Source organism: Desulfurivibrio modestus (genome assembly GCF_044068625.1).
GTDB lineage: Bacteria > Desulfobacterota > Desulfobulbia > Desulfobulbales > Desulfurivibrionaceae > Desulfurivibrio.
Genome location: NZ_JBIPKH010000009.1, coordinates 16,349 through 42,981 on the forward strand (window position 1 = coordinate 16,349; position 26,633 = coordinate 42,981).

Below are 26,633 nucleotides of genomic sequence, written 5' to 3' on the forward strand. Positions count from 1 at the left end.
ATGGATCTGCTCCTCCACATCTGCTGCGGGCCCTGTGCCTGTTATCCGCTTACCGTTTTGCGGGAGGAGGGGGTAGCGGTGCGGGGCTTTTTCCACAATCCCAATATCCATCCCTACCGGGAGTTTCAGCGGCGGCTGGAGGGGGTCGAGCAGTTGGCGGCCCGGCTGGAACTGGCGGTTGACTATGATCGGGACTATGGCCTGCGCCCCTATCTGCGTCAGGTGGTTTTCCATGAAGATGACCGCTGCCGCCTCTGTTACCAGATGCGCCTGGATGCCGTGGCCCGGCGGGCCAGGGAGCTGGGGGCCGCGGCCTTCAGCTCGACCCTCCTCTACAGCCGTTATCAGCAGCATGAGCTGATCCGGGAGCTGGGGGAGGCGGCGGCAGCCCGGGAGGGGATTACCTTTCACTACCGGGATTTTCGCGGGGGCTGGCAGCGGGGGATCGAGCTTTCCAAGGAGTGGCAGCTTTACCGCCAGCCCTACTGCGGCTGTATCTACAGCGAAGAGGAGCGTTACCGGCGGTAAAGGGGTTTTTTAGAAATCGGAGGGTTCGCTGCCGGCGCCGGGAACCGGCGAGAGGGCGTCGAAAAATCCCCGCCAGTTGCCGATGGAGAGATCGGGCAGCCATTCGTGCCAGCGGCGGCCCGGGGGGGTGCCGGCCTCGATGGCGGCCAGCAGTTCTTCCGCCGCCGGGGCGGTGTCGCTCTCCGGATAGGTGTCCAGCAGATATTGCAACCTGCCGGTGGCCTGGTCGTATTCCTTGGTTCTGACAAAATAGACGGCGACATACATCTCATGGCGGGCCAGAAAGTCGCGGGCCGCCAGGATTCGGGCCGCAGCCTCGGCGGCGTAGGGCGAGTCGGGGAAAGCCCGGTTGAGGCGGGAAAAGACGGCAATGGCATTGATCGCGTGGGCCGGATCGCGGTCGATGGAGTCGATTCGCCGATAGTGGCTCATCCCCATCTGAAACAGCACGTAGGGGATCGCTTCGTTGGTGGGATGGTTGTTCTCAAATTCCTGATAGAGGGTATGGGCCTCCTGGTAGCGACGCAATTGAAAGTTGGCGTCCGCCGCCTTGAGCTCGGCCAGGGGACCCACGCTGCTGAAAGGGAAGCGATCCTTGACCTCCTGGAAGATATTCAGGGCCCTGCGGTAGCGGCCCCGGTCAAACGCCTCCATCCCCTCTGCCGCCAGAATTTCCGCCGCCTGGGGATGGGCATAGCGTTCCTCTTTGCCGGCGGAGCCCAGCTTGCCGCAGCCCAGGAGGGTGGTGCTCAGCAGGACTAACAAAAAAATCCCGGCCAGATAAACTGGCCGGGAGGCGCGCAACTGGAATTTGAGCATGGTGGGATTACAGAGCCTTGTTGATCAGGGCGGTGAGTTGGGGTTTACCCACGGCACCGGTGATCTGGTCCACCACTTCGCCGTTCTTGAAGAGAATCAGGGTGGGGATGGCCCGGATCCCGTACTTGCCGGGGGTGGCGGGGTTGTCGTCCACGTTCATTTTGCCGATCTTGGCCTTGCCCTGGAACTCCCCGGCCAACTCCTCGATAACCGGACCGATCGCTTTGCAGGGGCCGCACCAGGGGGCCCAGAAATCGACCAGTACCGGTTCGCCACTTTGTAGTACCTGGGAATCAAAATCGGCATCGGAAACCTGCATCACCTTGTCGCTGGCCATGATCTGTTCTCCTTCTTTATAATGAGTGGGTCTGTATATTATGATGAATAGGTTTATGCTGCGAGCACAAACGATTGTCACCTTGATTCTGCACGGATTGTAACGAGTGGCCAGGATAATGACAAGGGGAAATAACGGCTCGGGGGGAGGTTGGGTTGGTGATGCGGCTTGACAAGGGCTCCCCCCCCGATTTACATTGCGCGCATGGCTGCTCGAATCTGCACATATTGCCGGGAAAAGATCCACCCCCTGGCGGTGGTCTGCCGTTTCTGCGGCCGGGACCTGCCGCCCCTCTCCCCCTCCCGCGGCCGCTCCCGCTCCTGGCTGCCGGCTTTTTTCCTGGCCGCCGCCACCCTCGCCGGTGGCGCTTTGCTGGCTGCCGAATTTTTTCGTGAACGGCGCAATTGGTTGGAATAGAGCAGCGCCCGAGCCCACCCCGTCCTGTTCTCACCCCAGAGGATGATTCCGCCGATGGACCCCAAGCCGTCCTCAAGTTTTTTTCGCGCCCTGCGTGATCCCGCCGCCTTTACCCTGACCATGGAGCTGGTGCCCGGTCGCGGGGGTCGGGGAGACAGCCATCTCCGGGCCCTGGAAGTGGTGCGTCGAGCCGTGGCCGATGGTCGGTTGGCGGCGGTCAGTATCACCGAAAACGCCGGCGGCCACGTGGCCCTCTCGCCGGAGGTGCTGGGGGTGGAGATCCGTGAGCTGGGATTGGAGGTGATCGTCCACCTCTCCTGCAAGGATAAAAACCGCAACCAGATGGAAAGCCAGCTCTTTGCCTGGGACCGCCTGGGTATCAGGGACCTGCTGGTGATCACCGGTGACTATCCCCAGCCCGGCTATCGGGGGCTGGCCAAGCCGGTTTTTGATCTGGACAGTGTTCAGGCCCTGGAGCTGATCGGCCGTCTGAACCGGGGGGAGGGTTTTGCCGCCGGTGGGGTTCGGCCGGAACAGGCCACCGCCTTTGTCCGGGGGGTGGCTCTCTCTCCCTTCAAGCATAGCGAGCCCGAGCTGTTGATGCAGTATTACAAGCTGCATCGCAAGCTGGCGGCCGGCGCCGACTTCATCATCACCCAGGTGGGTTATGACGCCCGCAAATTCCAGGAGGTGCTGTTCTACCTCCGGCACCACGGATTCGGGCAGGTGCCGGTGTTGGGCAATGTTTTCATTCCCAGCCTGCGGGTGGCGGAACTGATGTATCGGGGAGTGATTCCCGGCTGCGTGATCACCGACGAGCTCTACTCCCAGATCCGGCGAGAGGCCGCCTCGCCGGACAAGGGCAAGCAGGCCCGGTTGACCCGGGCCGCCACCCTGCTGGCGGTGCTGAAGGGCCTCGGTTATGCCGGGGCCCATATCGGCGGGCCGGGGCTGAGCTATGACGATATTGCTTCAGTGCTGGACCAGGCCGAGGCCATGGCCCCCGACTGGCAGGCCCTGGTGCCGCGACTCAACTTCTGGCCCGAGGACTCCTGCCACCTTTTTCGCCGGGACCCGCGGACCGGTCTCAACCTGGAGGAGATGGTGCCGCCCCGCGAGCCGGCCGGCGAGATGCTGCGCTATCGCCTGGCCCACCTGGCCCACCAGGAGGGTTTCATCCCCGGCGGCCTGTTCTACCGGCCCTTTAAACGGGCCTGTCTGGCCCTGGATGACAGCCGCCTGGGTTGGGGGCTGGTGCAGATCGAGTATCTACTGAAATTCATCGCCTTTGGCTGCCAGAACTGTGGAGATTGCACCCTGGCTGAACTGGCCTATCTCTGCCCCCAGTCGGCCTGCGCCAAATATCTGCTCAACGGTCCTTGCGGCGGCAGCCGGGATGGTTGGTGCGAGGTCTATCCCGGTCGCCGCCGCTGCATTTATGTTCGGGCCTACCGCCGCTTGATGGGGGCGGGCAAAACCGCGGCACTGAAGGAGGGGCTGGTGCCGCCCCGGGACTGGTCCTTGAACAACAGCTCCTCCTGGGCCAACTATTTTCGCGGCCTGGACCACAACCGGAGCGACCCGGAATAGGCGGGGGGCGGCCGGGGTAAAAAAATCTTTGCCCCCCGGGGGGGAATGTGTATATTCTCCCTTCTTCAATAATTAAAAGGGTTGCGGCTTGGGTGCCGGAACCGGTTGCGCACTTTACCCAGGAATAAGCCAATGCCCCATAATCAGCTTTCATCGATCTCCACCGCCCGCACTCCCACCGATTACCGGCCCAAGGACGAATGTGGGGTTTGCGGGATCTTCGGCCACCCCTATGCCGCCAAGATCACCTATTTCGGTCTCTACTCCCTGCAGCACCGCGGTCAGGAGAGCGCCGGGATCGTGGTTTCCGACGGGGAGCGGGTTCGTCAGCACAAGGGGATGGGGCTGGTGCCCGAGGTTTTCAGCGAGTCCGATCTCAGTCGCCTGGAGGGGCGGCTGGCCGTGGGCCACGTGCGTTACTCCACCACCGGGGCCTCCAACATCGTCAACGCCCAGCCCTTTGTCGCCAACCATCGGGGTGAGACCCTGGCGGTGGCCCACAACGGCAATCTGGTTAACATTCGGGCCCTGCGTGAAGAGCTGGAGAATCAGGGTTCGATTTTTCAATCCACCATGGACAGTGAGGTGGTGGTTCATTTGATGGCCCGCTGCCTGGATCTGGATCTGGACCAGGCCATTGTTGAAACCTTTCGCCAGATCAAGGGGGCCTACTCCCTCTTGATGATGACCAGGGATAAGCTGGTGGCGGTGCGCGACCCCGGCGGCTTCCGGCCGCTCTGCCTGGGCAAGCTCAATAACGGGGCCTACATCGTCGCCTCGGAAACCTGCGCCCTGGACCTGGTTGAGGCCCAGTACATTCGGGATATCGAGCCCGGCGAGGTGCTGATCATCGATGAAAACGGCCTGCGCTCCCTCTCTTTGGGGCAGGACCAGCCCCGCAGCTTCTGCATCTTCGAGCAGGTCTATTTCGCCCGCCCCGACAGCGATATTTTCGGGATCAACGTTTATCAGAGCCGTAAGCGGATGGGGGAGATCCTGGCCCGGGAGTGCCCCATCGATGCCGACCTGGTGATGCCCTTTCCCGATTCGGGTAACTATGCCGCCATCGGCTACGCCCAGGCTTCGGGAATTCCCCTGGAGATGGGGGTGATCCGCAACCACTACGTGGGCCGGACCTTTATTCAGCCCACCCAGTCCATGCGCGATTTTTCGGTGCGGGTCAAGCTCAACCCCATCCGCAGCTTCCTGGAGGGCAAGCGGGTGATCATCATGGAGGACTCCATCATCCGGGGCACCACCGCCCGGAGTCGGGTCCGCTCCCTGCGGGGAGTGGGGGTCAAGGAGATCCATATGGTGATCAGTTGCCCGCCCACCCGCAACCCCTGTTTCTACGGGATCGATTTTCCCTCCGGCGGCGAGTTGATCGCCAACCAGAAAACCGTCGAGGAGATCCGTGACTATCTTGACCTGGATACCCTCTACTATTTGAGCCTGGAGGGCCTGGTCGAGGCCACCGGCGCCCCGGCTGAAAATTTCTGTAAGGCCTGCTTCGACGGCAACTATCCGGTGCCGCCCGATATGTGTTTTCGCAAAGATTCCCTGGGATGCTGCTGAGCGAAGTTACGATTCGCGAAATGGTGGAGTCCGATCTACCCACGGTGGCAGATCTGGAAGGGGAGGAGGGGGCCGGGGGGTGGACCCTGGCCCAGTTGGCGGCGGAATTCGCCCGGCCCGGCGGCTGGCGGCTGGTGGCCCTTGATTCCAGCAGTGGTCAGGTGGTATCTTACATCATTGGTGGGCAGGTGCTGGATGAGGCGGAGATTTTCCGGTTGCGGGTGGCGCGAGACCACCGGCGCCGGGGAATCGCCGCCGCCTTGTTGCTCGGGCTGGAGCAGCTGCTGCGCCGCCGGGGGGTGGGCCGTTGCTTTTTGGAGGTGCGGGCCGGCAACCAGGCGGCCCTGACCCTTTATGCAAAGGCGGGTTTTGCCCGCCGGGGCCTGCGCCGGAGCTACTATCGAGATCCCGTTGATGACGCGGTTATCATGCAAAAAACATTGAGTGAATAAGGGGGGTATGGTGAGAAATATCAAAGAGATCGATATCCGGGGAAAAAAGCTGCTGATCCGGGTTGATTTCAATGTGCCGCTGGACGGGCAGGGCAACATCACCGAGGACACCCGGATTCGCGGGGTCTTGCCCACCATCAACCACGCCCTGGATGAAAACGCCGCCATCATCATCTGCTCCCACCTGGGGCGGCCCAAGGGGCAACCCAAACCCGAGTTCAGCCTGGCCCCGGCGGCCAAACGGCTTTCCCGGCTGATCGGCAAGGAGGTCAAGCTGGCCCCCGATTGCGTGGGGCCGGAGGTGGAGGCCATGGCGGCGGCGCTGAAGCCCGGCGAGGTGCTGCTGTTGGAAAACCTGCGCTTCCACCCCGAGGAGCAGGCCAACGACGAGGAGTTTTCCCGCAAGCTGGCGGCCCTGGCTGATATCTACATCAACGACGCCTTTGCCGTGGCCCATCGGGCCCACGCCTCGGTGGTGGGGATTCCCCGGTTCGCGCCCCAGAGCGCGGCCGGTTTTCTGCTGCAAAAGGAGATGGACTATTTTCACCGCTCGGTGAGTGATCCCCTGCGGCCCCTGGTGGCCATCGTGGGCGGGGCCAAGGTTTCCAGCAAGCTGGGCGCCCTGACCAACCTGATGGACCGGGTGGACAAGATGATCATCGGCGGGGCCATGGCCAACACCTTTCTCAAGAGCCAGGGCCTGGACGTGGGCCGCTCCAAGGTGGAGGAGGATCTGCTGGAGACCGCCGCCCAACTGGTGGTCAAGGCCCGGGAGAAGGGGGTCAGGTTTTACCTGCCGGTGGATTGTATCGTGGCCCCGGAGCTTGACGCCAGGGCCGAGACCAAACGGGTCACCTGCCAGGAGATTCCGGCGGAATGGATGGCCCTGGATATCGGGCCGGCCTCCACCATGCTTTTCACCGAAGCCTTGGAGGATGCCAAAACCATCATCTGGAACGGCCCCATGGGGGTCTTTGAGATCGACGCCTTCTCCCGGGGGACCATGGCCATGGTCCAGGCCGTGGCCCGTTCCCATGCCCTGACCATCGTCGGCGGCGGGGACACCGATGTGGCGGTGCATCGGGCCGGGGAATCGAGCAATATCTCATATATCTCCACCGGCGGCGGCGCCTTCCTGATGCTGATGGAAGGGAAGCAACTGCCGGGGGTGACGGCACTGGAGGATTGAGCATGCGGGTTCCACTGATTGCCGGCAACTGGAAGATGCATCTTACCTTAACCGAGGCGGCCGAGCTGGCGGCGGCGGTTGCCCGGGTCGCCGAGGCCTCTCCCGACCGGGAGGTTTTGATCGCGCCCCCCTTTACCGCCCTGGCGGCGGTCAAGGCGGTGGCCGGTTCGCGGCTGCTCCTGGCCGGCCAGAACGTTTGCTGGGAGGAGAAGGGGGCCTTCACCGGCGAGATCTCGCCCCTGATGCTGCGGGAAGCCGGCTGCCGGATGGCCCTGGTGGGCCATTCCGAGCGCCGTCACCTCTTTCACGAAGACAACCGGATGGTCAACCGCCGCCTGCGAGGAGCCATGGCCCATGGGCTGATTCCCATCCTCTGTATCGGCGAAACCCTGGCCGAACGGGATAGTGGCCGCACCCTGGAGACCCTGGAGAAACAGGTGCGGGAAGGTCTGGATGAGGTCGAGTTGGTCGATCCGGCCAAGCTGGTGGTGGCCTATGAGCCGGTTTGGGCCATCGGCACCGGCAAAACCGCCGGCCCCGCCCAGGCCCAGGAGGCCCACCACTTTGTGCGCCGGCTGCTGGCCGGGCTCTATGAGAAAAATATTGCCGCCGGGGTGAGAATCCTGTATGGTGGCAGCGTTAATGCCGCCAACGTTGATGAGATCATGGCCCAGGCGGATGTTGACGGTGCCCTGGTCGGCGGCGCGTCCTTGTCGGCCGAGTCCTTCGAGCGCATCATTCGCTTTAATTGATTCAAAGCGGATGGGCGTTTTTTTGTTGATTGCGAGAGGTTTATGCAAACCATATTAATTGTCCTGCATGTGCTGGTCTGCTTGTTCATGGTGGTTATCGTGCTGTTGCAGCACGGCAAGGGGGCCAGTATCGGTGCCACCTTCGGCGGCTCCAGCCAGACGGTCTTCGGCACCGAGGGGCCGCTGCCGATGATGAACAAGATCACCACCGCCGTCGCCGTGCTCTTCATGGTCACCTCGGTGTCCCTGGCCTGGTATTCCAGTCGGGTGGGTGACGGTTCGGTGATGGAGCGGGTGCGCACCCCGGCTGCCGGTTATGAAGAGGTGGTGCCGGAGAGTGACGAGCCGGTGGCTATTCCCCTGCCGCCGGCCGCCGGTGGCGAGGCCCCGCGGACCTTTCCCGGCCAGGAGTAGATTGTTGCTTGTCGGCCCGCAAGGGTTGAAAAAAATGCTGCCGAAGTGGTGGAATTGGTAGACACGCCATCTTGAGGGGGTGGTGGGGCAACCCGTGCGAGTTCGAGTCTCGCCTTCGGCACCAGTAGTTGGTTTTCCGCATCAGGTTGTTCTTCTAAAACCCGCGCCCGGTAACGGATGGCGGGTTTTCTTTTATGGGGTCCCCCAACCATTCCGGAGGAAACGACCATGGAAAATCTCGCCCTGGCCGCGACCACCTTCAGCCGGCTCGGCGGAGTGCTGATGCCGCTGCTCCTGCTCTGTGCCGGGCTGCTGGCCACCACCGGCCTGGTTAATCTTGTCACTCCCCGACCGTGGTTGCCGGGGCTCTCCCGCCAGTTGCTGACCTTCTGCGCCGGGCTGCTGCTGCTGGGCTTCTGCCTGATCGGCTGGTTCCACTGGCAGATCCATCTCCACGTGGCCCTGGAGCTGGCCCCGGAGATCGTCCCCTGGCTCAACCGGCAACTGGCGGAGATGAACCGGGGGGCCGCCTACGGCCTGGCCTTATACGATCCCGCCAATCCGCCCCGTTATACCATTCCCCCTTGGATTGAGTACCAGCGTTACTATTTCTGGTTTCTCTGCTTCGCGGTGATGGCGGTTCTGGTCCATCGCCGCCTGGACAATCGCCGTTTTCAGGCGGTGCTCTACCTGTTGATGGCCGGCCAGCTCGCCGTCCTCTATTTTCTGGCCGATCCCTTCCGCAATCCCTTGCCCCGCTTTATGGCCGAGATCACTCCTTGGCTGACCGCCGGCGGCTCTCCCTGGGAGCAATTGGGCTTGTACATGCGGCTCTATCCCCGGCTGGAATTTTATTACAACTCCTCCTACATGTGGTTCCATCCGCCCCTGCTCTTCATCGCTTACGCCTGCATTACCATCTTTGCCGCCACTTCGCTGCTGATGCTGATCCGGCGGGAGCCGGAGATCGAGCTCACCGGCTACAGCTACGCCAAGCTGGGCTATTTCCTCCTGACCCTGGGGATGCTGCTGGGCTACCCCTGGGCCTTGAAGGCCTGGGGGCCCAACTGGTGGTGGGACCCCAAGGTCAGCAGTTCGGTGATGCTCTGGGCGATCTTCAGCACCTATCTCCACACCCGCCTTTACGCCAACAAGAAGGGGATGTGGTATTTTTCCGCCGCCCTTGGCCTGCTCTGTTTCGTGGCGATGATCTTCACCTTTGTCGCCTCCTATATCTTTCCCGGCGAACATTCGTTGATGTGAGGGGTTTATGAAACTGAAGGGATCTTACGATTATCAGTTGATTCTGGCCACCACCGTGGTGCTGTTCATCATTTCGGTGATCTGTGTTTACGCCATGTTCTACTTCAAGATGGCCGCCATCCATGAGCTGGAGGCCGCCGCCAAGTGGGCCTACATGAACACCATGAACCGGGTGCTCGCCCCCTTTGTGGTGGTGCTGATTTTACTGCTGGGGATCTGCGTGCCCAAGCGGCTGCTCCCCACCAACTGGTTGCATCGCTTTACCGTGGTGCTGCTGGCGGCGGCCGGGGTTACCACCCTGCTGGCGGGAGGACATGCCGCCCTGTTGCTGGTGCTTTTTGCCTCCCTGGCCCTGCAGGTGGTGGTGCTGCTGCTGGCCCTGGCCGGCAGTCAGTATCTGAATTTCGAGAAGAAAAACTACTGGGTTCGCCTGGGGTCGTCCCTGATCCACCTGGGCTTGATCCTCTTCGTTCTCGACCTCTACTTTCATCGCCACCCGGCCTTGCACCTGGTGCTGTTCTGGATCACCACCGCGACGGTGGTGCTGGGCATGCTCTTCTGCTTCTACGCCGAACAGGTCGCCGCCGTCGGCCAGCGCTACTTTCGGCGACGGAATCCGGCCAGCGGGGAGCTGGGTTAGAACCGGAACAGGCGCCGCAACTCATCCTTAAGCTGTTCTTCCAGTTGCTCTTCCGGTTTGGCCGGGGCGCCCTTTTCAGTTTCTGCCGGGCTGGCAGGCGGCGCCAGAATTCCCTCCAGTACCCGGAGGCCGTCACGGTCGATGGCCCGGCCCAGCTCCCGCAGGTTGCGGCCCAGCTGTTCCAGGTTGGCGGCGGTGAGTTCCGGCCGGAAGCTCAGTTCGCTGAAGGAGCCGGAGACCCGGATCGGTACCGTGAGCCCGCGCAGCTCCTCCAATCCTCGTCCTTGCTGGCCTTCGGCGGTGGCCGCCACGGTGGCGGTCAGTAGATAATCGACCTGTTCACTGACCAGATGGGCGCTGCCCTGGCCGTTGAGCCGCAGCAGGGGTGATTTCAGGCTCAGATCCCGATTGCTGACCAGGCCGTTTTGGATCTGGGCGGTGCCGGTGAGTTCGCTGAAGTCGGTGGTCAGTTCCTGGGGGGCGGTCGCCGGCGGCCGCCCCTGGGCCAGGGCCCCGGCCTGGCGCAGCAGCAGGCCGATATTGACCCCGACCACCGCGCCGTCATGAAAACCGAAGGCGGCGGTGCCGTTGAGATGGCCCTTCATCGCTTCCACCTCGGCCCCCCGGGTTTCGAGCTGATAATCGATTTCGGCTCGGCCGCGGATCAGCTCTTTTTCCCCGGTCAGGTCCCGCAGCAGGGGGCCGGCCTGGACTCCGCTGATCCGGTTGGTGGTCTTGATGAGCGGTTCGGAGCCGCGGGCGTCAAGCTCCACGCCACCCGCCATTTTGCCGCCGTAAAGTTCGGCTTGCAGCGGTTGCACCTGGATCAGGCCGCCGGCGGCGTTGATGCCCAGGAGAAAATTCTGCACCTTGAGCCCCGATGCCTTTAAGTCGGCAATTTTGAGCTCCCCCTCCACCAGCAGTTCGCGCAGCATCTCCACCGGCAATTGGGTGGCGGCCACCGCCGCCGTTTCCGGCGTGGCCGGCGCCGCCTCGGTTTCCGGCGGCAGATAACGATCCAGATCCAGCTGATCGATGGCCAGGTTGAAGCCGACATCGGCCTTCTCCAGGTCGTTGACCCGGACCTCGCCGCTTAAACGGCTGCCATCCAGGCGCAAATCCAGGGGGCGAATCTGAAATTTTTCCGGGCTGCCGCTGATGGTGGTGGTCAGGGCCAGCCGGGTCAAAGCCTGGCGATCAGTGGTTTCCGGGACGGGCAGATCCAACAGCTCCATTAAGGCCCGTGGATTCATGGGGTCCAGCTCCAGATGCAACTGGAAGATGGGCAGCGGCTCCAGCTGTTCGGTCTGGAGGTTGGCCTGTATCCCCAGGCCGAGAGCCGCCAGCCGCAGATCCTTGATTTGGGCCCGGCCGGAGGCCTGGTCCAGGACCAGTTCGGAGCCGAGATTGAATTTCTGGTGCCCCGCCCTGGTAACCCGGGTGGCCAGGGCCCGCAACTCCCGGGCCGGATCGGGGCTGGCCTCGGCGTCGGGCCGTCCCTTTTCTCCGCCGCCGGCGAATACCGCCGCCACCCGCAGCAGCATGGGCAGGTTGTCGCCGCTGATCTGCCACATCCCCTGCAGGCCCGGCCGGTCGCCCACGGGATCCCGCAGCCGCCAGTCGCTCTCCAGGCTGGTGGCCAGCCCCCTGGCCCGCAAACGGGGGATGGTGATCTCCCCCTCCTCGCTGCCGAACTCCGCTTCCAGCAGCAGGCCGCGCTCCCGCAGGCCGCTGACCGCTCCCGGAATCTCGGTCGGGTCCGCCCCAGCCAGGCGGGCGGCCACCGCCAGCAAGGCGGGGAGATCAGGTCCCACGGCCTTGAAGGCTCCCGCCACCCGGGGTTGGGGCGAATCGAGCTCCTCCGCGGCCAGATGGGCGGAGATTTCCGTGCCCAGGATGCGGGCCTCCAGCCGGGGGATCTGGACCCGGCCCCAGGCCGGTTCGGCACTGAATTCGCTGTGCAGGGTCACCGTTCGTTCCTCCACCCCCGCCAGTTGCCGGCCCAGGGGCGATTGGAAAGTTTCCAGCAGGCGGACCAGGTCGGCGATCTCGGCCTGGAACTCTCCCCGGCAATCGGGCAGCGGGGCGTTGAGGTTATCCATCTCCATCCGGGTCCTGATCTCCATCCCCAGCCCGGCCAGGCGAAACTCCTCGATCCGGGCCTGACCCCTTTGGCTGTCCAGTTCCAGCAAGGTGTGGAAGTCGATGGCAGCCTTGCCCCCGGGCACGGTGGGGCCGGCCAGCTCGACTGCGGCGGTCAGGGGGCTCAGGGAGTAGATTCCGTTCCGGAGATCATAGGTCAGGGTGCCTTTGATGACGCTGGCGGCAGATAACTCCGGCTGGTTGGCGCGGGCCTGAAAGGTCAGGTCCAGGCCGATGGGCTCGCCGAAACTCAAGGCCCCGATCAGCAGTCGCAAATTATAGATCTCCGCCTGCTGGCCGCTGAGTTCATCGTGCCAGGAGATCCGCAGATCATCGATGTGGACGCCGCCCAGGGCCAGGGCGGCGAAGGGCAGGGTGTCGCTTTTGGCGGCCTTGGGGGGCGGCGGACCCGGTTGGGGTTCGGCGGCGACCAGATCCTCCCAGTTGCCGATCCCGGCGGCGTTGCGGGCCAGGTTCAGGTGGAGGCCGGAAACCCGGACCATATCCAGCAATAGTTCCGAGCGGGTCAGGGGCCAGGTGGCGACGGCAAACTGGAACGATTCCAGACTGAGCATGGGTTCGGGGCCGAAACCCGGAGCGTTGCCCAGGGTGATGGGGCCGCCGGCCAGGCGCAGCCGGGGCCACAGGCCCCATTCCAGATCGCCGATAATTTGCAGTTCGCGGCCGGTCTCCTCATAAACCAGGCGGGCGATCCGATCCTTCTGCTTATTGAGGTCGATGAGGTTGACCGCCGCCACCAGGGCGACGACCAGCAGCAGGAGCAGGGCAAGGGTGGCCAGCAGAACGGTTTTAATAATTTTCATGGCAATTTGGTCCAAAAAATTAGGGTTTGGCGGGGGAACTTGAGCAGATTGTTAGCACTATATCATTTTCCCGGGAGCACTGAAGGATTTTTTGCCCACGGGTAGCGGGGTGAGCGCGGCGGATGTCGGGGCCAATGGCCGTGGCGATTTGGGCGATTGCAAAAAAAAATTAAGTTTTGCCGGTTGAGTGCCGTTAAGGCTGATAACGGGTATCTTTATGGAACTAAACGCCATCATCTCAAGCATATCAGCGCGGCCGGTTTGGCCGGAGCGGCCCAGCGGCCCCGGTGCCGCCGCGCCGTCCCTTGACCGGGCCACCGCCGGCGAGGCGCCGGCGCCACGGGATAGCTTCGAGCGGGGGCAATGGTGGAAAAACCGGGCCCGCCCCCGGCCCCAAGGGCAGCCGGAGGGAGCTCCTGAGGCCGGCCGGGAGAAGCGGTATCTGACGGCGGGACGGGCCGAGGCCCTGGTTCGGGAATTGAACCGGGAAGAGCAGCTGGAGGTGGCCCGGTTGCAGCAATTGGATACCCGGGTCAAGGCCCACGAGATGGCCCATCTGGCGGTGGCCGGACCCTACGCCAGGGGCGGCGCCAGCTTCAGCTACACCATGGGGCCGGACGGGAAGAAGTATGCCACCGGCGGGGAGGTCAGTATCGATTCCTCCAAGGAGCCCAGCCCCGAGGCCACCATCCGCAAGATGCGGATTATCCGGGCGGCGGCCATGGCCCCGGCCGATCCTTCGCCCCAGGACCGCAAGGTGGCGGCCCAGGCCGCCGCCGCCATGGTCGAGGCCCGGCGGGAGCTGGAGCTGATCCGCCTGGAGCAGCAGCGGGAGACCTCCCGGCGGGAGTTGGATATGCTCAACCTCAACGCCGCCAAGAGGGAAGAAGAAGGTCAGGAGTCCACCGAGGAAGTCGGCGGCGCTTACGCTCCGCCCCCGGGCAGGATTTCACCCATCGCCGCCCGCCAGGCCGCCGCGACCCTGGCGGGGTTGAATCGCTCCGCCGGGGCCAGGCTGGATTTTACCGCCTGATTATCATCGACGTCTATTGGTTTTTCCCCACCAGTTCCCGAATCTCATCTTCGATTTGCCCGATCACCGCCCCCAGTTGGGTGAAGGTCTGGCCCCAGCTTGTCCGTTTTTCCACCACTTGGGTATAGATCTCCAGAGGAGCCGGCTCGCCTTGATGGCTTAGATAGGCGGCCAGAATCAATTCGGCGTTGTCGGCCCCCCGGCCGCGCAGTTCCGCCACCTCGGCGGCGGTCAGCCCCAGGCTTTCACTGACCACCTGGTCGACGATGAGCCGGGCCGCTTCCTGCTGATTGGCGCCGGCAACCCGCTGTCCGGTTTTGTTCCGGTGGTGGGTCACCCAGATCTCGTCGTTGGGGGTGCCGGTCATCTTGCGGCGCACCAGATCCCGCTTGGGCACCTGGTAAACCGCCGCGATCAGGGAGTTCTGGGTGGTGGCCAGCAGATAGGGATCGATGGCGTCCGGCTGGTTGGGGTTGTAGCTGCGATCCTGAAAACAGTGGCAGGAGATGGTGGGATTGGCGGCGGCGGCCGGTAATGGGGCCGCCAGGGTCAAGAGGGTCAGTAGGGCGAGGGCGATGAGGGCTGGCACGGTTTTCCTCCGGGTATCTGGGGTTAGCATATCTTTCCAAGCATGATAACCCTCTTGGGTGGCGGAGGGAAGGAGGAGGGGCGGTAATTAACCTTTTTTTAACCAGTTGATCAGCGGCCGGGGCGGCATCCCTTGGGTGGTGGGCCGCCGGCGGCCGGTCGGGTGATCAGGATGCCCCCCAGCAGGATCGGCAGGATGCCCCCCAGTTGCCAGCGGCCGGGGATCTCGCCCAGCACCGGGTAGGCGAAGATCATGGTGAAGAGCGGGGAGAGGGCGGTCATGGCGCTGACTTTGGTGATGGCCAGCCGGTGCAAACCCTCGATCCAGAAAATTTTCGACAGCCCCATCAAAAACAGGCCGTTGAGCAGCAGCAGCCACCAGGTGGCGGCGATGGCCTCAAGATCGGGATGGGCGGCCGCCAGCAGCCAGGCCAGGGGGAAAAGCAGCGGCAGACTGAAGAGGTTGCGGACAAAGAGCAGGGTGGTTGCATTGACATGGCGCCGGGCCCGCTGCTGATAGCGGTTGCCCACCGGGGCCACCATCGCCGCCAGCAGCACCAGTAGATCCCCCCGGTTGAACCCCATCTCGTCGGGGAACAGGACCAGAAAGGCCCCGATGCTGACCAGGGCCACCCCGGCCTTGTGGGTCGGGGTCATGGCCTCGCCCTTGAACAGGTTGAAATAGAGATAGGCAAAAAGGACCTGGAGAAAGAGGATCAGGGCCGCGTTGCCGGCGGTGGTGTAGGAGAGCCCGACAAAGAGCAGCACAAAGAGCAGCAGTATATAGAAGGAAGCCCAGAACAGGTCGGTCCAGGCCTCCCGCCGCCGCAACTCCGGCCAGAGGCCGCGGACCTGCATGATGCCGGCAAAGAAGAGGGTGGCGACAAAAATGGTGATCGCCATCGCCCAGAGGGGATCGACGAACTGGTAGCTCAGCAGGGTGACGATGGGAAACCAGCCCCAGAGAAACTCCTCGGCCAGCAGAAAGGTTTCCCCCTTGCGCTGCTCCCGCAGGGCGGGGTTGGGGCTGATGCCGTTACGGCTTGTTGGTTGGACCATGCTTTTCCGCCTGTGTTGATGGGGAGCCACCATACCATATCGGGGGGGCAGTGGGAAGTTGCCGATTATTGAAAAAAGATTCAAGTCTGGCGGGACCGGGCCGATACGTTTCATGGAATCGTGGCGTGTCGCCTTTAACGGGCGCCGGTTTTTATCACTGAACAACCAAAATTGTCCAGGCGAATAAAGGAGGTGAGGCCCGGCAACGCGTTTATGAGGATGCTTCGATAACCCAGTGCAACCGCGGGGGGAAAGGATTCCCCTCAAATCGACCAAACATGGACGGAGGAACCAACCATGACCCTGAGAATCAACACCAACATCGCGGCAATGAACGCCCACAACAACATGATCAAGAACGGCAACGCCCTTTCTTCATCATTGCAAAAACTGTCATCCGGTCTCCGGATCAACAAGGCCGCCGACGACGCTTCTGGTATGGCGATTGCCGACTCCCTGCGCTCCCAGTCCCTGGGCTTGGGCCAGGCGATCCGGAACGCCAACGACGGTATCTCCATGGTGCAGACCGCCGACGGCGCCCTGGAAGAGTCGATCAACATCGTCAACACCATCAAGACCAAGGCGATCCAGGCCGCCCAGGACGGTCAGACCCAGGAGAGTCGGGCCGCCATCCAGGCCGATATCGGCAAGCTGCTGGAAAACTTGGATGCCATCGCCAAAACCACCGCCTTCAACAACCAAAAACTGCTGAGCGGCAACTTCACCAACAAGGCCTTCCAGGTTGGCGCCTACTCCGGCGAAACGGTGAATATCTCCATCGCGTCCGCCGAATCCACCAAGATCGGCCATGTGACCACCGGAAAGCTGGAATTGGCCAATGCCGATGGCGGCGCGGTCCAGTTGAACATCTACAGCTCCATCCAGGATCAAAACTTCACCCTGCAAACGGTTAATGTCGGCTACACCAATAACCGGCTGGAGGGTATGGGCGGCCTGGCCGATGCCATCAACAAGCTGAGTGACGTGCTGGGAATTTCCGCCACCGCTCAGGTTTCCTCCACCAGCAACCAGGCGGTTGCCGCCGGCCAGGTTACCGGCCTGAAGATCAATGATGTGGTGATCGGCGATATCCAGGTCCAGGCCAATGACGGCAACGGCGCCCTGGTTAATGCCATCAATCAGAAAACCGCCGACCACGGCGTGGTGGCCAGTGTTGATTCCCAGGGCTACCTGACCCTGACCGCCAGCGACGGTCGGGCGATCAAGGTGGACGGTGACACCATCGCCACCTTGGGCACTTCCGAGATGTCCACCGTCGGGCACCTGGTGATCAACAAAGCCGGCGCCAGCGACGTGGTGATCAGCGGTCTGGGTGTGGCCACTGAACTCGATTTTGCCACCGATCTGGCGAGTGCCGCCGATGTTACCACCGCCTTCGCCTCCACCCTGAAGGAGGATTCGACAATTGCTGATACTTCGGTACTGGCGGCCGGCACCGTTCTGGGGATGGATCTGGTGGGCACAACTGATGTTGCCGTAGATTCAGTTACCACCACCCAGGACTCCATCCTTAAGGCCGGTTCGATTGTCGAAGTCGGTTCCGAGCTTGCCGCCGGCACCGTGTTTGGCGGCCAGGCCGAAATTGATGCGCTGGCAGATACCAGCGGCAATAGCACCTTGACCGCGGGCTCTACCTTGTTGACGGGTTCGGTCCTGGCGGCCGGTACCATTGTCCTGCAGGATATCTTTGATGGCGGCGGTGAACTGGCGGTTTCCGCCGGGACCAAACTGTCGGCCGACTACACTTTGGCCGCCGACCTGGTACTGACCAGCGATATGACCCTGACCAAGGGCTCGACGGTTGCAGCAAACAGCATCGTTGCCTATGGTTCGGTGTTCAGCGATGCGGTTACTCTTGCTGGCACAGATGACATGGTTCTGACCGGTGATATGGTTGTTAAAACCGGTTCCACGCTTGAAATCGGTACGGTTGCCGAGTTCAAGGCCGGTTCCACCATCGGCTTTGAACTCACCGCCGCCGCCGACTTGAACGTTGTCCAGGATATGACCCTGGCCGCCGGTTCCACCTTGGTTGCGGGGACCAGCTTTGCCAATGAGTCCACCTTGGGCGCCAGTATCAAGGTTGCTGCTGATGTAACGGTTAACGATGGCGCCCGGGTTAACCTGGCCGCCGGCAGCGTCCTTGAGGCGGGCAGCACCCTGACTCGGGGTACGGTGCTCAGCACCGATATGGTCATGACCGATGGCACCAAGAACTTCCTGGTTGCGGCCGGCACCAAGCTGGAACAGGATCTGGATCTGGCCCAGGCCGTTACCCTGCAAGGGGCCATGTACCTTGAGGAAGGATCGGTGATTGCGGCAGACAGTGTCCTGGCCGCCGTAAAACCGGGCGGGTCCGATGTCAACCTGGTTGATACCAAGCTCCAGACCCTGAGCGAGATCAGTGTGCTGACCCAGGAAGGCGCCCAGCAGGCCATCGCGGTGGCCGACTCCGCCCTGAAGGATCTGGGCAAGGTGCGGGCGGATCTTGGTTCCGTTCAGAACCAGTTGACCTCCACCATCGCCAACATCACGGTGACCCGGGTCAACATCAGCGCGGCGGAATCCGCCATCCGCGACGTTGACTTCGCCGAGGAAGCGGCCAACTTCAGCAAGTTCCAGATCCTCAACCAGGCCGGCTCTTTTGCCATGGCTCAGGCCAACGCCAGCAGCCAGACCGTACTGAGCCTGCTCCAGGGTTAATCCGGAACAGCAACAACCAAGCCAAACCTCAACCGGGGGGCGGAGCCGATCGCGGCTCCGCCCCCCGCTTTCGTTTTGCCGCCGCCCGGTTGTTGGAGCGTATAAAGGGGGACCACAAAGGGGGACGGAGTTAGTTTATTAGCTTAAGCCCTTTTCTCCTTTCGTGCAGAAAACGTCAGCGGTACAAGCGGTCCCCGTGTTGTTCCGGCTGCAACCGCCATTGCACTGCACTACAATCTATGATACATTTTTAGTGCATGCCAATACAGTCATCTCCCGGGGGGCTCTCAGCATGGATATCGACCATTTAATCACCCTGTCTCGCACCACCTTGGAGGGTCGCCAGGAAAAATACCGGCGTTTTCTCCACCCTAAGCTTAATCCGCAAGGGCGGCTGATCGGGATCAAGGGGCCGAGGGGGGCGGGCAAAACCACCCTGGTCGGGCAACTGCTGCAGGAGTCCGGGCTGGCGCCGGAAGAGGCGCTTTATGTCACTGCCGACCATCCCCGGGTTAACGCCACGCGCCTCTACGATATTGCCGAAGCTTTTGCCAAGCTCGGCGGCCGGTTGTTGGTGATCGACGAAATCCACAAACAGAGCGGCTTTGCCGCCGACCTCAAAGCGATCCACGACTCCCTTTCCCTGCGGGTGATATTCACCGGCTCCTCGGCCCTGCATCTGGACCATGCCAAAGTGGACCTCTCCCGCCGGGCGGTGATCCACAACCTGCCCTGCCTCTCCCTGCGCGAGTTTGTCGAACTGGAAACCGGCCTGGAGTTTGCCGCCCTGGATCTGGCCACCCTGGTCCGGGACCATGCCGCGATTTCTGGCGAGATCGTCAAGCGCCTGGCGGACCGCAGGATTCTCCGGCTCTACCGCGACTACCTGGCTTACGGCGCCTATCCCTTCTACCGGGAAGGGGTGGCGGACTATCCGGTGAAACTGATCGAGGTGGTGCGGCAAATGATCGATTCCGACCTGGCGGTGATTTACAATATCGACAAGGATCATCTCAACAAACTGAACCGGATTATGGAGCTGATCTGCCGCTCACCCCCCCTGGAGTTGAAGGTGACCAAGCTGGCCGGCGCGGCCGGGATCAATATCCGCACCCTCTACGCCTATCTGGGCTATCTGGAGAAAGGCGGTTTGGTACGGGCGGTAGCCTCCCATAAATCCCTGGCCAAGCCCGCTAAACTCTATTTCGACAACCCCAACCTGTTTGGCATTCTCTGCGATTATCCCCAAGAAGGCACAATCCGGGAAACCTTTGCCGCCGCCATGCTGGGCAATGCCGGCCACCGCCTGCACTACCCGGTTCGCGGAGATTTCCTGGTTAACGAACACTATCTCTTCGAGGTCGGCGGTAAAGGCAAGGGTTTCGCCCAGATTGCCGGCATTGCCGACAGCTTCGTCCTCCGGGACCACGAAGAATACGGGGTCGGCAACAAAATACCCTTGTGGCTGCTCGGTTTTCTGTACTGAGGAGTTGGGTGCCGCCGCGGAGTTGATGCGTCCCCGGCCCCATGCCCGGGCAAATTGGGGTCACCATTTCTGCCAGACACCATTTCTGCCTTCGCCATTTCCGGGGCGGGGCACACCATTCTCAATGTTTCCCGCGTGGTTCCCGCCGCTCCGTGAGCGCGGGCGGGCTTTGATATCCCGCAGGCTCTCCATTCCGATGAGCGGACAAGTTTACCGGTTGACGACATCCAGCTTGCCGACTCGGTCTTTTTCCGTTAAATTGCCTGTATGAGTGAAGAGAAGCCTCGGCACGACAACTCTTATAAGCTGCTTTTCTCCCACCCGCAAATGGTGGAGGACCTGCTGCGCGGTTTTGTCCGGGAAGAGTGGATCGGCGAGGTGGATTTCACCACCCTGGAGCAGGTAAGCGCCAGCTTCGTCGGCGATGACCTGGCCGACCGGGAAAGCGACATCATCTGGCGGGTGCGCCTTAAGGGCAACTGGCTCTACGTGTATCTGCTGCTGGAGTTTCAGTCCACCGTGGACCCCCTGATGGCGCTCCGGGTGATGACTTACGTGGGCCTGCTCTACCAGGAACTGGCCCGGCGGCGGGAACTGACCCCGGCGGGCAAGCTGCCGCCGGTGCTGCCGGTGGTGCTCTACAACGGCATTTCCCGCTGGCGGGCGGCCACCGACATTGCCGAACTGGTGGAGCAGGTGCCCGGCGGCCTGAGTCGCTATCGGCCACAGATGAGTTACCTGTTGCTGGATGAAGGCGCTTTGGACGAATCCGAGCAGTTGGCCCTGCGCAACCTGGCCGCCGCTCTGTTCCGGCTGGAAAAGAGCGGCAGCCCGGAAGATATGCGGCAGTTGGTGAGCGCCTTGGTCCAATGGCTGAAGGCCCCGGAGCAAACCAGCCTGCGCCGGGCCTTCACGGTGTGGATCAACCGGGTGCTGTTGCCCCATCGGCTGCCGGGAATCAAGATAGTGGAAACCCAAGACTTGCAGGAGGTGCAAAGCATGCTGGCCGAACGAGTAGCGGAATGGACCGAACAATGGAAACAGCAGGGACTGCAGCAGGGATTGCAGCAGGGATTGCAGCAGGGATTGCAGCAGGGATTGCAGCAGGGATTGCAGCAGGGCCGGGCTGAAATGTTGGCCAAGGTGTTGGAGCGCAAGTTTGGCGCCGAATTTGACGAAGAAAGACAAAAACAAGTGATGGCAGCCGAGTCGGATACCCTGTTGAATTGGATTGAAAAAACCATGGCCGCCGACAAGATCGACGAAGTGTTTGAATAGAACCAGGCCGACGTCGATCAGCAGGGCTTTAAAAAATTTTTCATTGGCTTCGGCCCCCAAAGGCAGCCCGTTGGCGGCGGTGTGCACCACCTTTGAGCATACAGGGGGGCCTCCCGTTGCTACTTGCGGCCGTTGCCGTGGCGGCGCGGTTCGGTGGCGGCGGGCTCCAGGGGTTTTTTCAGGTAGCGCAGGGCGGCATAACCCAGGGTTTTCTCCACCTCCCGGCTGAACTCCCGGCCGGGGCGCACCGTCAGGTCGGCCGAGGCCGCCACCTCCACCTCGCCCCGCTCGGGGAACTGGAGGCTGATGGCCACCCGGCAGGGGCCGTGGAAGCGCTGCACCGTCTTTTTCACCGCCTCCAACTGGGGGCGGCCCACCTGGTCGGCCTTGAGTCGGATCACCACCTTGTCGGTGTACTTGACCTGGGCCTCGGCCAGGGAGTCCACGGTGTCGGCGATCAGTTTGACCCCGCTCTCCTCCTTCTGGGCCTTGCCCTGGATCACGATGGGCTCATCACCCCCCAAGAGGTGGGCGCAGGCCGCGTAGGCTTCGGGAAAGATCACCACCTCGACGGAATCCACCGTGTCCTCCAGGGTGACAAAGGCCATGGCCGCTCCCTTTTTGCTGCGATGGGGCTTCCATTGACGGATCAGCCCCCCCACCCGGACCATCTGGTTGTCGCCCCACTCCCGCAGGCCGTGCAGATCGGTATCCACCACCGCCGCCAACTCCCGCCGGTGTTTGTCCAGGGGGTGGCCGGTCAGGTAGAAGCCCACCGTCTCCTTCTCCATGGCCAGCCGCTGTTTTTCATCCCACTCGGGCAGATCGGGCAGCTCGATGGCGGTGGCCTGGTCGGCTTGGGCCTTTGGCATGGCGGCAAAGAGCGAGATCTGGCCGCTTAAACGATCGCGCTGGGCCGCCTGGGCCTGGTCCAGGGCCTGGTCGAGGATGGCGAACAGTTGGGAGCGCTTGGCCCCCAAAGAGTCGAAGGCTCCGGCTTTGATCAGGCTCTCCACCACCCGGCGGTTGACCTTGCGGCCGTCCACCCGCAGGCAGAAATCCTCCAGCGACTTGTAGGGGCCATCCTGCCCCCGCACCTCCAGGATCGATTCCAGAGCCGAGCCGCCCACATTCTTCACCGCCGCCAGGCCGAAACGGATCCGGTCGCTGATAACCGTGAAATCGGCGAACGATTCGTTGATATCCGGCGGCAGCACCTCGATCTCGTGCTCCTTGCACTCGTTGATATAGCGCACCACCTTGTCGGTGTTGCCCATGTCACACGACAGCAAGGCGGCCATGAACTGGGCCGGGTAGTGGGCCTTGAGCCAGGCGGTCTGGTAGGCGATCAGGGCGTAGGCGGCGCTGTGGCTCTTGTTGAAGCCGTAGCCGGCGAACTTGGCCATCAGGTCGAAGATATACTCCGCCTTTTTGGGGTCGATGGCGTTTTTTTCGCAACCGGCCAGGAATTTGCCCTTTTCGGCATCCATCACCGCGGCGATCTTCTTGCCCATGGCCCGCCGCAGGTTGTCGGCATCACCCAAAGAGTAGCCGGCCAGGACGTTGGCGATCTTCATCACCTGCTCCTGGTAGACGATCACCCCGTAGGTCTCCTTGAGGATCGGCTCCAGCTGGGGCAGGGGATATTTGGCCACCATTCGGCCGTGCTTGGTGTTGACGAAATCATCCACCATCCCCGACTCCAGGGGGCCGGGGCGGTAGAGGGCCACTAAAGCGATCAGGTCGGAGAAGACCTCGGGCTTCATCTTCATCAGCAGGCTGCGCATCCCGGAGCTTTCCAACTGGAAGACTCCCAGGGCGTCGCCCTTGCAGAGCAGGTCGTAGGTTTTGTGGTCGTCCAAGGGGATGGCGGCGATATCCACCGCGTGGCCCAGATCGCCCTTGATCAGTTTGAGGGCCCGGTCGATGACGGTGAGGGTTTTCAGGCCGAGGAAGTCGAACTTGATCAGCCCGGTCATCTCGGTGTGCTTCATGTCGTACTGGGTCAGCACCTCGCCCTTGGGACCCCGGCAGACCGGCAGATACTCCACCATGGGCTGCGGCGAGATCACCACCCCGGCGGCGTGGGTGGAGGTATGGCGGTTCAGCCCCTCCAGGGTCCGGGCCGCCGCCAGCAGTTCCGCCACCGCCGGTTCCCGCTTGATCAGATCCTGGATACGGGGTTCCCGGGCGATGGCCTTCTCCAGGGTGATCCCCAGCTCTTCGGGGATCAGCTTGGCGATCCGGTCCACCTCGCCGTAGCTCATCCCCAGGGCCCGGCCCACGTCCCGGACCACCGCCTTGGCCTTCATCGAGCCGTAGGTGACGATCTGGGCCACATGCTCGGCCCCGCCGTACTTCTGCTGGACATATTCGATCACCTCGCCCCGGCGTTCCATGCAGAAATCGACATCGAAGTCGGGCATCGACTTGCGTTCGATATTGAGGAAGCGCTCGAAGATCAGACCGTAGGGGAGCGGGTCGATATCGGTGATCCGCATGGCCCAGGCCACCAGGCTGCCGGCGCCGCTGCCCCGGCCCGGCCCCACCGGAATCTCCCGGTCCTTGGCCCAGTTGATGAAGTCGGCCACGATCAGGAAGTAGCCGGGAAAGCCCATCTTGTTGATCACCTCGATCTCATGCTCCAGGCGGAGGCGGTAGCTCTCCTCCTGTTCGGGGGCAAGACCGCTGAGGGCCTGGAGCTCGGCCAGCCGTTTCTCCAGGCCCTGACGGGCGGCGCTTTCAAAGAGGGTGGCTAAAGTTTCCCCCGCCGGCACCGGAAAATCGGGGAAATGGTGGGAGCTCAGATCCAGCTCCAGGTTGCAGCGCTGGGCCACCTTCACCGTTTCCGCCACCGCCTCGGGGCAATGGGCGAAGGCGGCCTTCATCTCGGTGGGCGATTTGAAAAAGAGTTCATCGGTGGAGAAGCGGAAGCGGCCGGCATCGGCCATGGTCTTGCCGGTCTGGATGCAGAGCAGCACCTCGTGGGCCTGGGCCTCTTCCCGGTTGAGATAGTGGCAGTCGTTGGTGGCCACCAGCGGCAGTCCCAACTCGGCGGCCAGCTTTTTCAGCCCCTCGTTGACGACCTGCTGTTCGGCCAGGCCGTTCTCCTGCATCTCCAGGTAGAGGCGGTCGGGAAACAGCTCATGCAGCCGCCGGGCCTCCCGGGCCGCCCCGGCCATATCCCCCTGGGTGATCAGGGTGGGGATCAGGCCGTGGAGACAGGCGGTCAAGGCCAGCAGCCCATCGCTGTGGGTGGCCAAAACCTCCATGTCGATGCGGGGTTTGTAGTGAAACCCTTCCATCTGGGCGATGCTGGCCAGCTTCATCAGGTTGCGGTAGCCGGTTATATCCATGGCCAGCAGCAGCAGATGGTAGGCGGCCTTGCCGGCGCTTTTGGCGCTTTTGTCGGTGCGGCTCTCGGGGGCGATATAGAACTCGCAGCCGATCAGCGGCTTGATCCCGGCCTTTTTGGCCTTGACGTAGAACTCCAGGGCCCCGAACATGGCGCCGTGGTCGGTCATGGCCACCGCCCCCATCCCGTACTCCTTGCATTTGGCCAGCAGCCGATCGAGCCGGATGGCGCCATCCAGCAGGCTGTACTGGGTATGGACATGGAGATGGACAAAGCCGGCGTCAGCCGGTTGGGGCGTGGTGATAACAGGATCCGCCATTACAAGAACTCCGGAAGAGGAAAGCCGGGGACAGAGTCGCAATCCGCCCCCCAACGTTGGTAATAGGAGTAAAGCCGGGTGAAGCCGGGGACAGTTCTAAATCTGTCCCCGCATCTTTCAGGAGGGAGATCTAGTTAATTTTTTCCGCTTCGTCAATGAGCATGATGGGGATTCCGTCCCGGATCTTGAAGAGCAGGGCGCAGGTCTCGCAGATCAGCCCGTCCTCCTGCGCGTTGAGCCGGACCGGACCTTTACATTTGGGGCAGGCCAGGATGGCCAGCAGTTCCTGGTTGATCATGATTGGGCCTCGAACATGGGGGTGCTCAGGTAGCGTTCGCCGGTGTCGCAGACCACGGTGACGATCTGTTTGCCCTTGAACTCGGGGGATTCGGCCGCCTGCATGGCGGCGAAAACGTTGGCCCCCGAAGAGATCCCGCAGAGAATCCCCTCCCGGGCCGCCACCAGCCGGGCGGTGGCCAGGGCCTGCTCGTTGCTGACCTGGATGATTCGGTCGATGACGGCGGTGTTGAGGATCGAGGGGACAAAACCGGCTCCGATCCCCTGGATCTTGTGGGGTCCGGGCTGGCCGCCGGAGAGGACCGGCGAGTCGGCGGGCTCCACCGCGAAGGCCTGGAAGCCGGGCTTGCGGGCCTTGATCACCTCGCCCACCCCGGTGATGGTGCCGCCGGTTCCCACCCCGGCCACGAACAGGTCGATTCCGCCGGCGGTGTCCCGCCAGATCTCTTCGGCGGTGGTTTGGCGGTGGATCTCCGGGTTGGCCGGGTTGCTGAACTGGTTGGGCATAAAGCTGTCGGGGGTGGCCGCGGTTAGCTCTTGGGCCTTGGCGATGGCCCCCTTCATCCCCTCCGGGCCGGGGGTCAGGACCAGTTCGGCCCCGAAATGTTTGAGCAGGGCCCGCCGTTCCAGGCTCATGGTTTCCGGCATGGTCAGGATCAGCCGCCGGCCCGTGGCGGCACAGAGCATGGCCAGGGCGATGCCGGTATTGCCGCTGGTGGGTTCAATCACCACGGTGTCGGCCTTGATCTTGCCGGTGGCTTCCGCCGCCGCCAGCATCGCCTTGCCGATCCGGTCCTTGACGCTGAAGGCGGGGTTGCGCGACTCCATCTTCACCAGAATTTCCGCCCCGCAGCGGGCGCTGAGATTATTAAGTCGCAGCAGGGGGGTCTCGCCCACCAGGCCGGCCACTCCGGCCACGACCTTATCGCGTTCACTCATCACTTCTTCTCCTTCTTTTTAGCCAGCATAAATATCCCGTAGGTGGCGCGCAGATTGGGCAACAGCCGGACCACATTCCCGTGGCGGTCGTGGTGATCGGTGTTGATCGCCGTTTCCCGCACGATTCGCCAGCCCATTTTTTTAACGAAGCGGCGAAAGTCGATGATGGCGATCACCCGGATATTGGGGGTGTTGTACCATTCAAAGGGCAACTGTTTGGAGAGCGGGGCTCGACCCTGCCAGATCAGTTGCCAGCGATTTTTCCAGTGGGTGAAGTTGGGAAAGCTGACCACCACCCGCCGGCCGATGGTCAGCAGGGAGTTGAGCAGTTGGGCCGGGGCGTAAACCTGCTGCAGGGTCTGGCTGAGGATCACGTAATCGAAGGTGTTCTCGGCGTAATCCTGCACCTCCTCGGTGATATCTCCCTGGAGGACGCTGAGCCCCTTCTCGATGCAGCGCAGGGCCTTGGCCTCCACCATCTCGATGCCGGTTCCCTGCACCCCTTTTTGCTGTTTCAAGTAGTGGAGCAGATCCCCTTCGCCACAGCCCAGGTCCAGGACCTTGCTGCCGGGCTCGATCCAGGAGGCGATCACCGAAAGGTCAAAACGCATGG

At 62.6% G+C, this 26,633-nt stretch carries 23 protein-coding genes and 1 tRNA gene; 15 read left to right on the plus strand and 9 right to left on the minus strand.

The features are described from left to right. A complete protein-coding gene (locus ACHHRT_RS07235) occupies positions 1-528 on the plus strand; it encodes an epoxyqueuosine reductase QueH (RefSeq protein WP_395499081.1) in 528 nt (175 codons plus the stop codon). A gap of 9 nt (positions 529-537) precedes the next feature. Here the strand turns inward: ACHHRT_RS07235 and bamD are convergent, their stop codons facing one another. Both bamD and trxA read right to left on the minus strand, forming a co-directional pair. After that, entirely contained in the window at positions 538-1,347 is an 810-nt protein-coding gene (gene bamD / locus ACHHRT_RS07240; RefSeq protein ID WP_395499082.1) for an outer membrane protein assembly factor BamD, read from the minus strand. Positions 1,348-1,354: 7 nt separating this feature from the next. Further along, positions 1,355-1,684: a thioredoxin gene (gene trxA, locus ACHHRT_RS07245; protein WP_395499083.1), complete on the minus strand. Its 330-nt coding sequence runs from the start codon at positions 1,682-1,684 to the stop codon at positions 1,355-1,357. A 204-nt stretch (positions 1,685-1,888) separates the two neighbouring features. Between trxA and ACHHRT_RS07250 the strand changes: the two genes are divergently transcribed. From ACHHRT_RS07250 to ACHHRT_RS07295, 10 genes are all read left to right on the plus strand, one after another. Then, positions 1,889-2,101, plus strand: a complete 213-nt coding sequence (locus ACHHRT_RS07250; protein ID WP_395499084.1) for a hypothetical protein — start codon at positions 1,889-1,891, stop codon at positions 2,099-2,101. A gap of 54 nt (positions 2,102-2,155) precedes the next feature. Then, entirely contained in the window at positions 2,156-3,691 is a 1,536-nt protein-coding gene (locus ACHHRT_RS07255) for a methylenetetrahydrofolate reductase C-terminal domain-containing protein (RefSeq protein WP_395499085.1), read from the plus strand. Between the two features lie 132 nt (positions 3,692-3,823). Further along, complete coding sequence (purF, locus tag ACHHRT_RS07260) at positions 3,824-5,266, plus strand: amidophosphoribosyltransferase (protein ID WP_395499086.1); 1,443 nt, start codon at positions 3,824-3,826, stop codon at positions 5,264-5,266. Then, on the plus strand, positions 5,257-5,718 hold the full coding sequence (gene rimI, locus ACHHRT_RS07265; RefSeq protein ID WP_395499087.1) for a ribosomal protein S18-alanine N-acetyltransferase: 462 nt from the start codon (positions 5,257-5,259) through the stop codon (positions 5,716-5,718). The genes purF and rimI overlap by 10 nt, the downstream gene beginning before the upstream one ends. A 7-nt stretch (positions 5,719-5,725) precedes the next feature. After that, on the plus strand, positions 5,726-6,907 hold the full coding sequence (locus ACHHRT_RS07270) for a phosphoglycerate kinase (protein WP_395499088.1): 1,182 nt from the start codon (positions 5,726-5,728) through the stop codon (positions 6,905-6,907). A 2-nt stretch (positions 6,908-6,909) separates the two neighbouring features. Next, positions 6,910-7,659: a triose-phosphate isomerase gene (tpiA, locus tag ACHHRT_RS07275; protein WP_395499089.1), complete on the plus strand. Its 750-nt coding sequence runs from the start codon at positions 6,910-6,912 to the stop codon at positions 7,657-7,659. Positions 7,660-7,701: 42 nt separating this feature from the next. Continuing rightward, complete coding sequence (gene secG, locus ACHHRT_RS07280; RefSeq protein WP_395499090.1) at positions 7,702-8,073, plus strand: preprotein translocase subunit SecG; 372 nt, start codon at positions 7,702-7,704, stop codon at positions 8,071-8,073. Positions 8,074-8,112: 39 nt separating this feature from the next. Next, positions 8,113-8,197: transfer RNA gene (locus ACHHRT_RS07285), tRNA-Leu, on the plus strand. 104 nt (positions 8,198-8,301) lie between these two features. After that, positions 8,302-9,336: a cytochrome c biogenesis protein CcsA gene (gene ccsA, locus ACHHRT_RS07290; RefSeq protein ID WP_395499091.1), complete on the plus strand. Its 1,035-nt coding sequence runs from the start codon at positions 8,302-8,304 to the stop codon at positions 9,334-9,336. Between the two features lie 7 nt (positions 9,337-9,343). After that, positions 9,344-9,976: a hypothetical protein gene (locus ACHHRT_RS07295; protein WP_395499092.1), complete on the plus strand. Its 633-nt coding sequence runs from the start codon at positions 9,344-9,346 to the stop codon at positions 9,974-9,976. On the opposite strand, the gene ACHHRT_RS07300 is transcribed toward ACHHRT_RS07295, so the two are convergent. Further along, entirely contained in the window at positions 9,973-12,942 is a 2,970-nt protein-coding gene (locus ACHHRT_RS07300) for an AsmA family protein (RefSeq protein ID WP_395499093.1), read from the minus strand. The two genes, ACHHRT_RS07295 and ACHHRT_RS07300, sit on opposite strands and share 4 nt — an antisense overlap. Before the next feature lie 217 nt (positions 12,943-13,159). Between ACHHRT_RS07300 and ACHHRT_RS07305 the strand changes: the two genes are divergently transcribed. Further along, the gene (locus ACHHRT_RS07305) at positions 13,160-13,975 is read left to right on the plus strand and encodes a putative metalloprotease CJM1_0395 family protein (RefSeq protein WP_395499094.1); all 816 of its coding nucleotides are present in this window, start codon (positions 13,160-13,162) and stop codon (positions 13,973-13,975) included. Between the two features lie 13 nt (positions 13,976-13,988). Here the strand turns inward: ACHHRT_RS07305 and ACHHRT_RS07310 are convergent, their stop codons facing one another. Both ACHHRT_RS07310 and ACHHRT_RS07315 read right to left on the minus strand, forming a co-directional pair. After that, on the minus strand, positions 13,989-14,564 hold the full coding sequence (locus ACHHRT_RS07310) for a hypothetical protein (RefSeq protein ID WP_395499095.1): 576 nt from the start codon (positions 14,562-14,564) through the stop codon (positions 13,989-13,991). A 110-nt stretch (positions 14,565-14,674) separates the two neighbouring features. Next, positions 14,675-15,622, minus strand: coding sequence for a DMT family transporter (locus ACHHRT_RS07315; protein ID WP_395499096.1), 948 nt, complete (start codon positions 15,620-15,622; stop codon positions 14,675-14,677). A 297-nt stretch (positions 15,623-15,919) separates the two neighbouring features. Here ACHHRT_RS07315 and ACHHRT_RS07320 point away from each other — a divergent pair, with 297 nt between their 5' ends. From ACHHRT_RS07320 to ACHHRT_RS07330, 3 genes are all read left to right on the plus strand, one after another. Continuing rightward, positions 15,920-18,346, plus strand: coding sequence for a flagellin N-terminal helical domain-containing protein (locus tag ACHHRT_RS07320; protein ID WP_395499097.1), 2,427 nt, complete (start codon positions 15,920-15,922; stop codon positions 18,344-18,346). 292 nt (positions 18,347-18,638) lie between these two features. After that, positions 18,639-19,832 (plus strand): ATP-binding protein, encoded by a 1,194-nt coding sequence (locus tag ACHHRT_RS07325; protein ID WP_395499098.1) that lies wholly within the window; start codon positions 18,639-18,641, stop codon positions 19,830-19,832. A gap of 267 nt (positions 19,833-20,099) precedes the next feature. After that, positions 20,100-21,110 carry an Rpn family recombination-promoting nuclease/putative transposase gene (locus ACHHRT_RS07330; RefSeq protein ID WP_395499099.1) on the plus strand — a complete coding sequence of 337 codons (1,011 nt, stop codon included), beginning with the start codon at positions 20,100-20,102 and terminating at the stop codon, positions 21,108-21,110. A gap of 119 nt (positions 21,111-21,229) precedes the next feature. On the opposite strand, the gene dnaE is transcribed toward ACHHRT_RS07330, so the two are convergent. The 4 genes from dnaE to metW all read right to left on the minus strand — a co-directional run bounded on the left by dnaE (position 21,230) and on the right by metW (position 26,631). Then, positions 21,230-24,784: a DNA polymerase III subunit alpha gene (gene dnaE, locus ACHHRT_RS07335; RefSeq protein WP_395499100.1), complete on the minus strand. Its 3,555-nt coding sequence runs from the start codon at positions 24,782-24,784 to the stop codon at positions 21,230-21,232. Between the two features lie 130 nt (positions 24,785-24,914). Beyond that, a complete protein-coding gene (locus ACHHRT_RS07340) occupies positions 24,915-25,082 on the minus strand; it encodes a Trm112 family protein (RefSeq protein ID WP_395499101.1) in 168 nt (55 codons plus the stop codon). Next, positions 25,079-26,020 (minus strand): cysteine synthase A, encoded by a 942-nt coding sequence (gene cysK, locus ACHHRT_RS07345; protein WP_395499102.1) that lies wholly within the window; start codon positions 26,018-26,020, stop codon positions 25,079-25,081. The genes ACHHRT_RS07340 and cysK overlap by 4 nt, the downstream gene beginning before the upstream one ends. Then, on the minus strand, positions 26,020-26,631 hold the full coding sequence (gene metW, locus ACHHRT_RS07350) for a methionine biosynthesis protein MetW (protein ID WP_395499162.1): 612 nt from the start codon (positions 26,629-26,631) through the stop codon (positions 26,020-26,022). Before metW ends, cysK begins: the two co-directional genes overlap by 1 nt. Between the last annotated feature and the right edge of the window lie 2 nt (positions 26,632-26,633).

Excerpts from the sequence above, each read along its gene's own strand:
- ACHHRT_RS07235 (WP_395499081.1), top strand. The coding sequence starts at position 1 with ATGGATCTGCTCCTCCACATCTGCTGCGGGCCCTGTGCCTGTTATCCG.
- bamD (WP_395499082.1), bottom strand. The coding sequence starts at position 1,347 with ATGCTCAAATTCCAGTTGCGCGCCTCCCGGCCAGTTTATCTGGCCGGG.
- trxA (WP_395499083.1), bottom strand. The coding sequence starts at position 1,684 with ATGGCCAGCGACAAGGTGATGCAGGTTTCCGATGCCGATTTTGATTCC.
- ACHHRT_RS07250 (WP_395499084.1), top strand. The coding sequence starts at position 1,889 with ATGGCTGCTCGAATCTGCACATATTGCCGGGAAAAGATCCACCCCCTG.
- ACHHRT_RS07255 (WP_395499085.1), top strand. The coding sequence starts at position 2,156 with ATGGACCCCAAGCCGTCCTCAAGTTTTTTTCGCGCCCTGCGTGATCCC.
- purF (WP_395499086.1), top strand. The coding sequence starts at position 3,824 with ATGCCCCATAATCAGCTTTCATCGATCTCCACCGCCCGCACTCCCACC.
- rimI (WP_395499087.1), top strand. The coding sequence starts at position 5,257 with ATGCTGCTGAGCGAAGTTACGATTCGCGAAATGGTGGAGTCCGATCTA.
- ACHHRT_RS07270 (WP_395499088.1), top strand. The coding sequence starts at position 5,726 with ATGGTGAGAAATATCAAAGAGATCGATATCCGGGGAAAAAAGCTGCTG.
- tpiA (WP_395499089.1), top strand. The coding sequence starts at position 6,910 with ATGCGGGTTCCACTGATTGCCGGCAACTGGAAGATGCATCTTACCTTA.
- secG (WP_395499090.1), top strand. The coding sequence starts at position 7,702 with ATGCAAACCATATTAATTGTCCTGCATGTGCTGGTCTGCTTGTTCATG.
- ccsA (WP_395499091.1), top strand. The coding sequence starts at position 8,302 with ATGGAAAATCTCGCCCTGGCCGCGACCACCTTCAGCCGGCTCGGCGGA.
- ACHHRT_RS07295 (WP_395499092.1), top strand. The coding sequence starts at position 9,344 with ATGAAACTGAAGGGATCTTACGATTATCAGTTGATTCTGGCCACCACC.
- ACHHRT_RS07300 (WP_395499093.1), bottom strand. The coding sequence starts at position 12,942 with ATGAAAATTATTAAAACCGTTCTGCTGGCCACCCTTGCCCTGCTCCTG.
- ACHHRT_RS07305 (WP_395499094.1), top strand. The coding sequence starts at position 13,160 with ATGGAACTAAACGCCATCATCTCAAGCATATCAGCGCGGCCGGTTTGG.
- ACHHRT_RS07315 (WP_395499096.1), bottom strand. The coding sequence starts at position 15,622 with ATGGTCCAACCAACAAGCCGTAACGGCATCAGCCCCAACCCCGCCCTG.
- ACHHRT_RS07320 (WP_395499097.1), top strand. The coding sequence starts at position 15,920 with ATGACCCTGAGAATCAACACCAACATCGCGGCAATGAACGCCCACAAC.
- ACHHRT_RS07325 (WP_395499098.1), top strand. The coding sequence starts at position 18,639 with ATGGATATCGACCATTTAATCACCCTGTCTCGCACCACCTTGGAGGGT.
- ACHHRT_RS07330 (WP_395499099.1), top strand. The coding sequence starts at position 20,100 with ATGAGTGAAGAGAAGCCTCGGCACGACAACTCTTATAAGCTGCTTTTC.
- dnaE (WP_395499100.1), bottom strand. The coding sequence starts at position 24,784 with ATGGCGGATCCTGTTATCACCACGCCCCAACCGGCTGACGCCGGCTTT.
- ACHHRT_RS07340 (WP_395499101.1), bottom strand. The coding sequence starts at position 25,082 with ATGATCAACCAGGAACTGCTGGCCATCCTGGCCTGCCCCAAATGTAAA.
- cysK (WP_395499102.1), bottom strand. The coding sequence starts at position 26,020 with ATGAGTGAACGCGATAAGGTCGTGGCCGGAGTGGCCGGCCTGGTGGGC.
- metW (WP_395499162.1), bottom strand. The coding sequence starts at position 26,631 with ATGCGTTTTGACCTTTCGGTGATCGCCTCCTGGATCGAGCCCGGCAGC.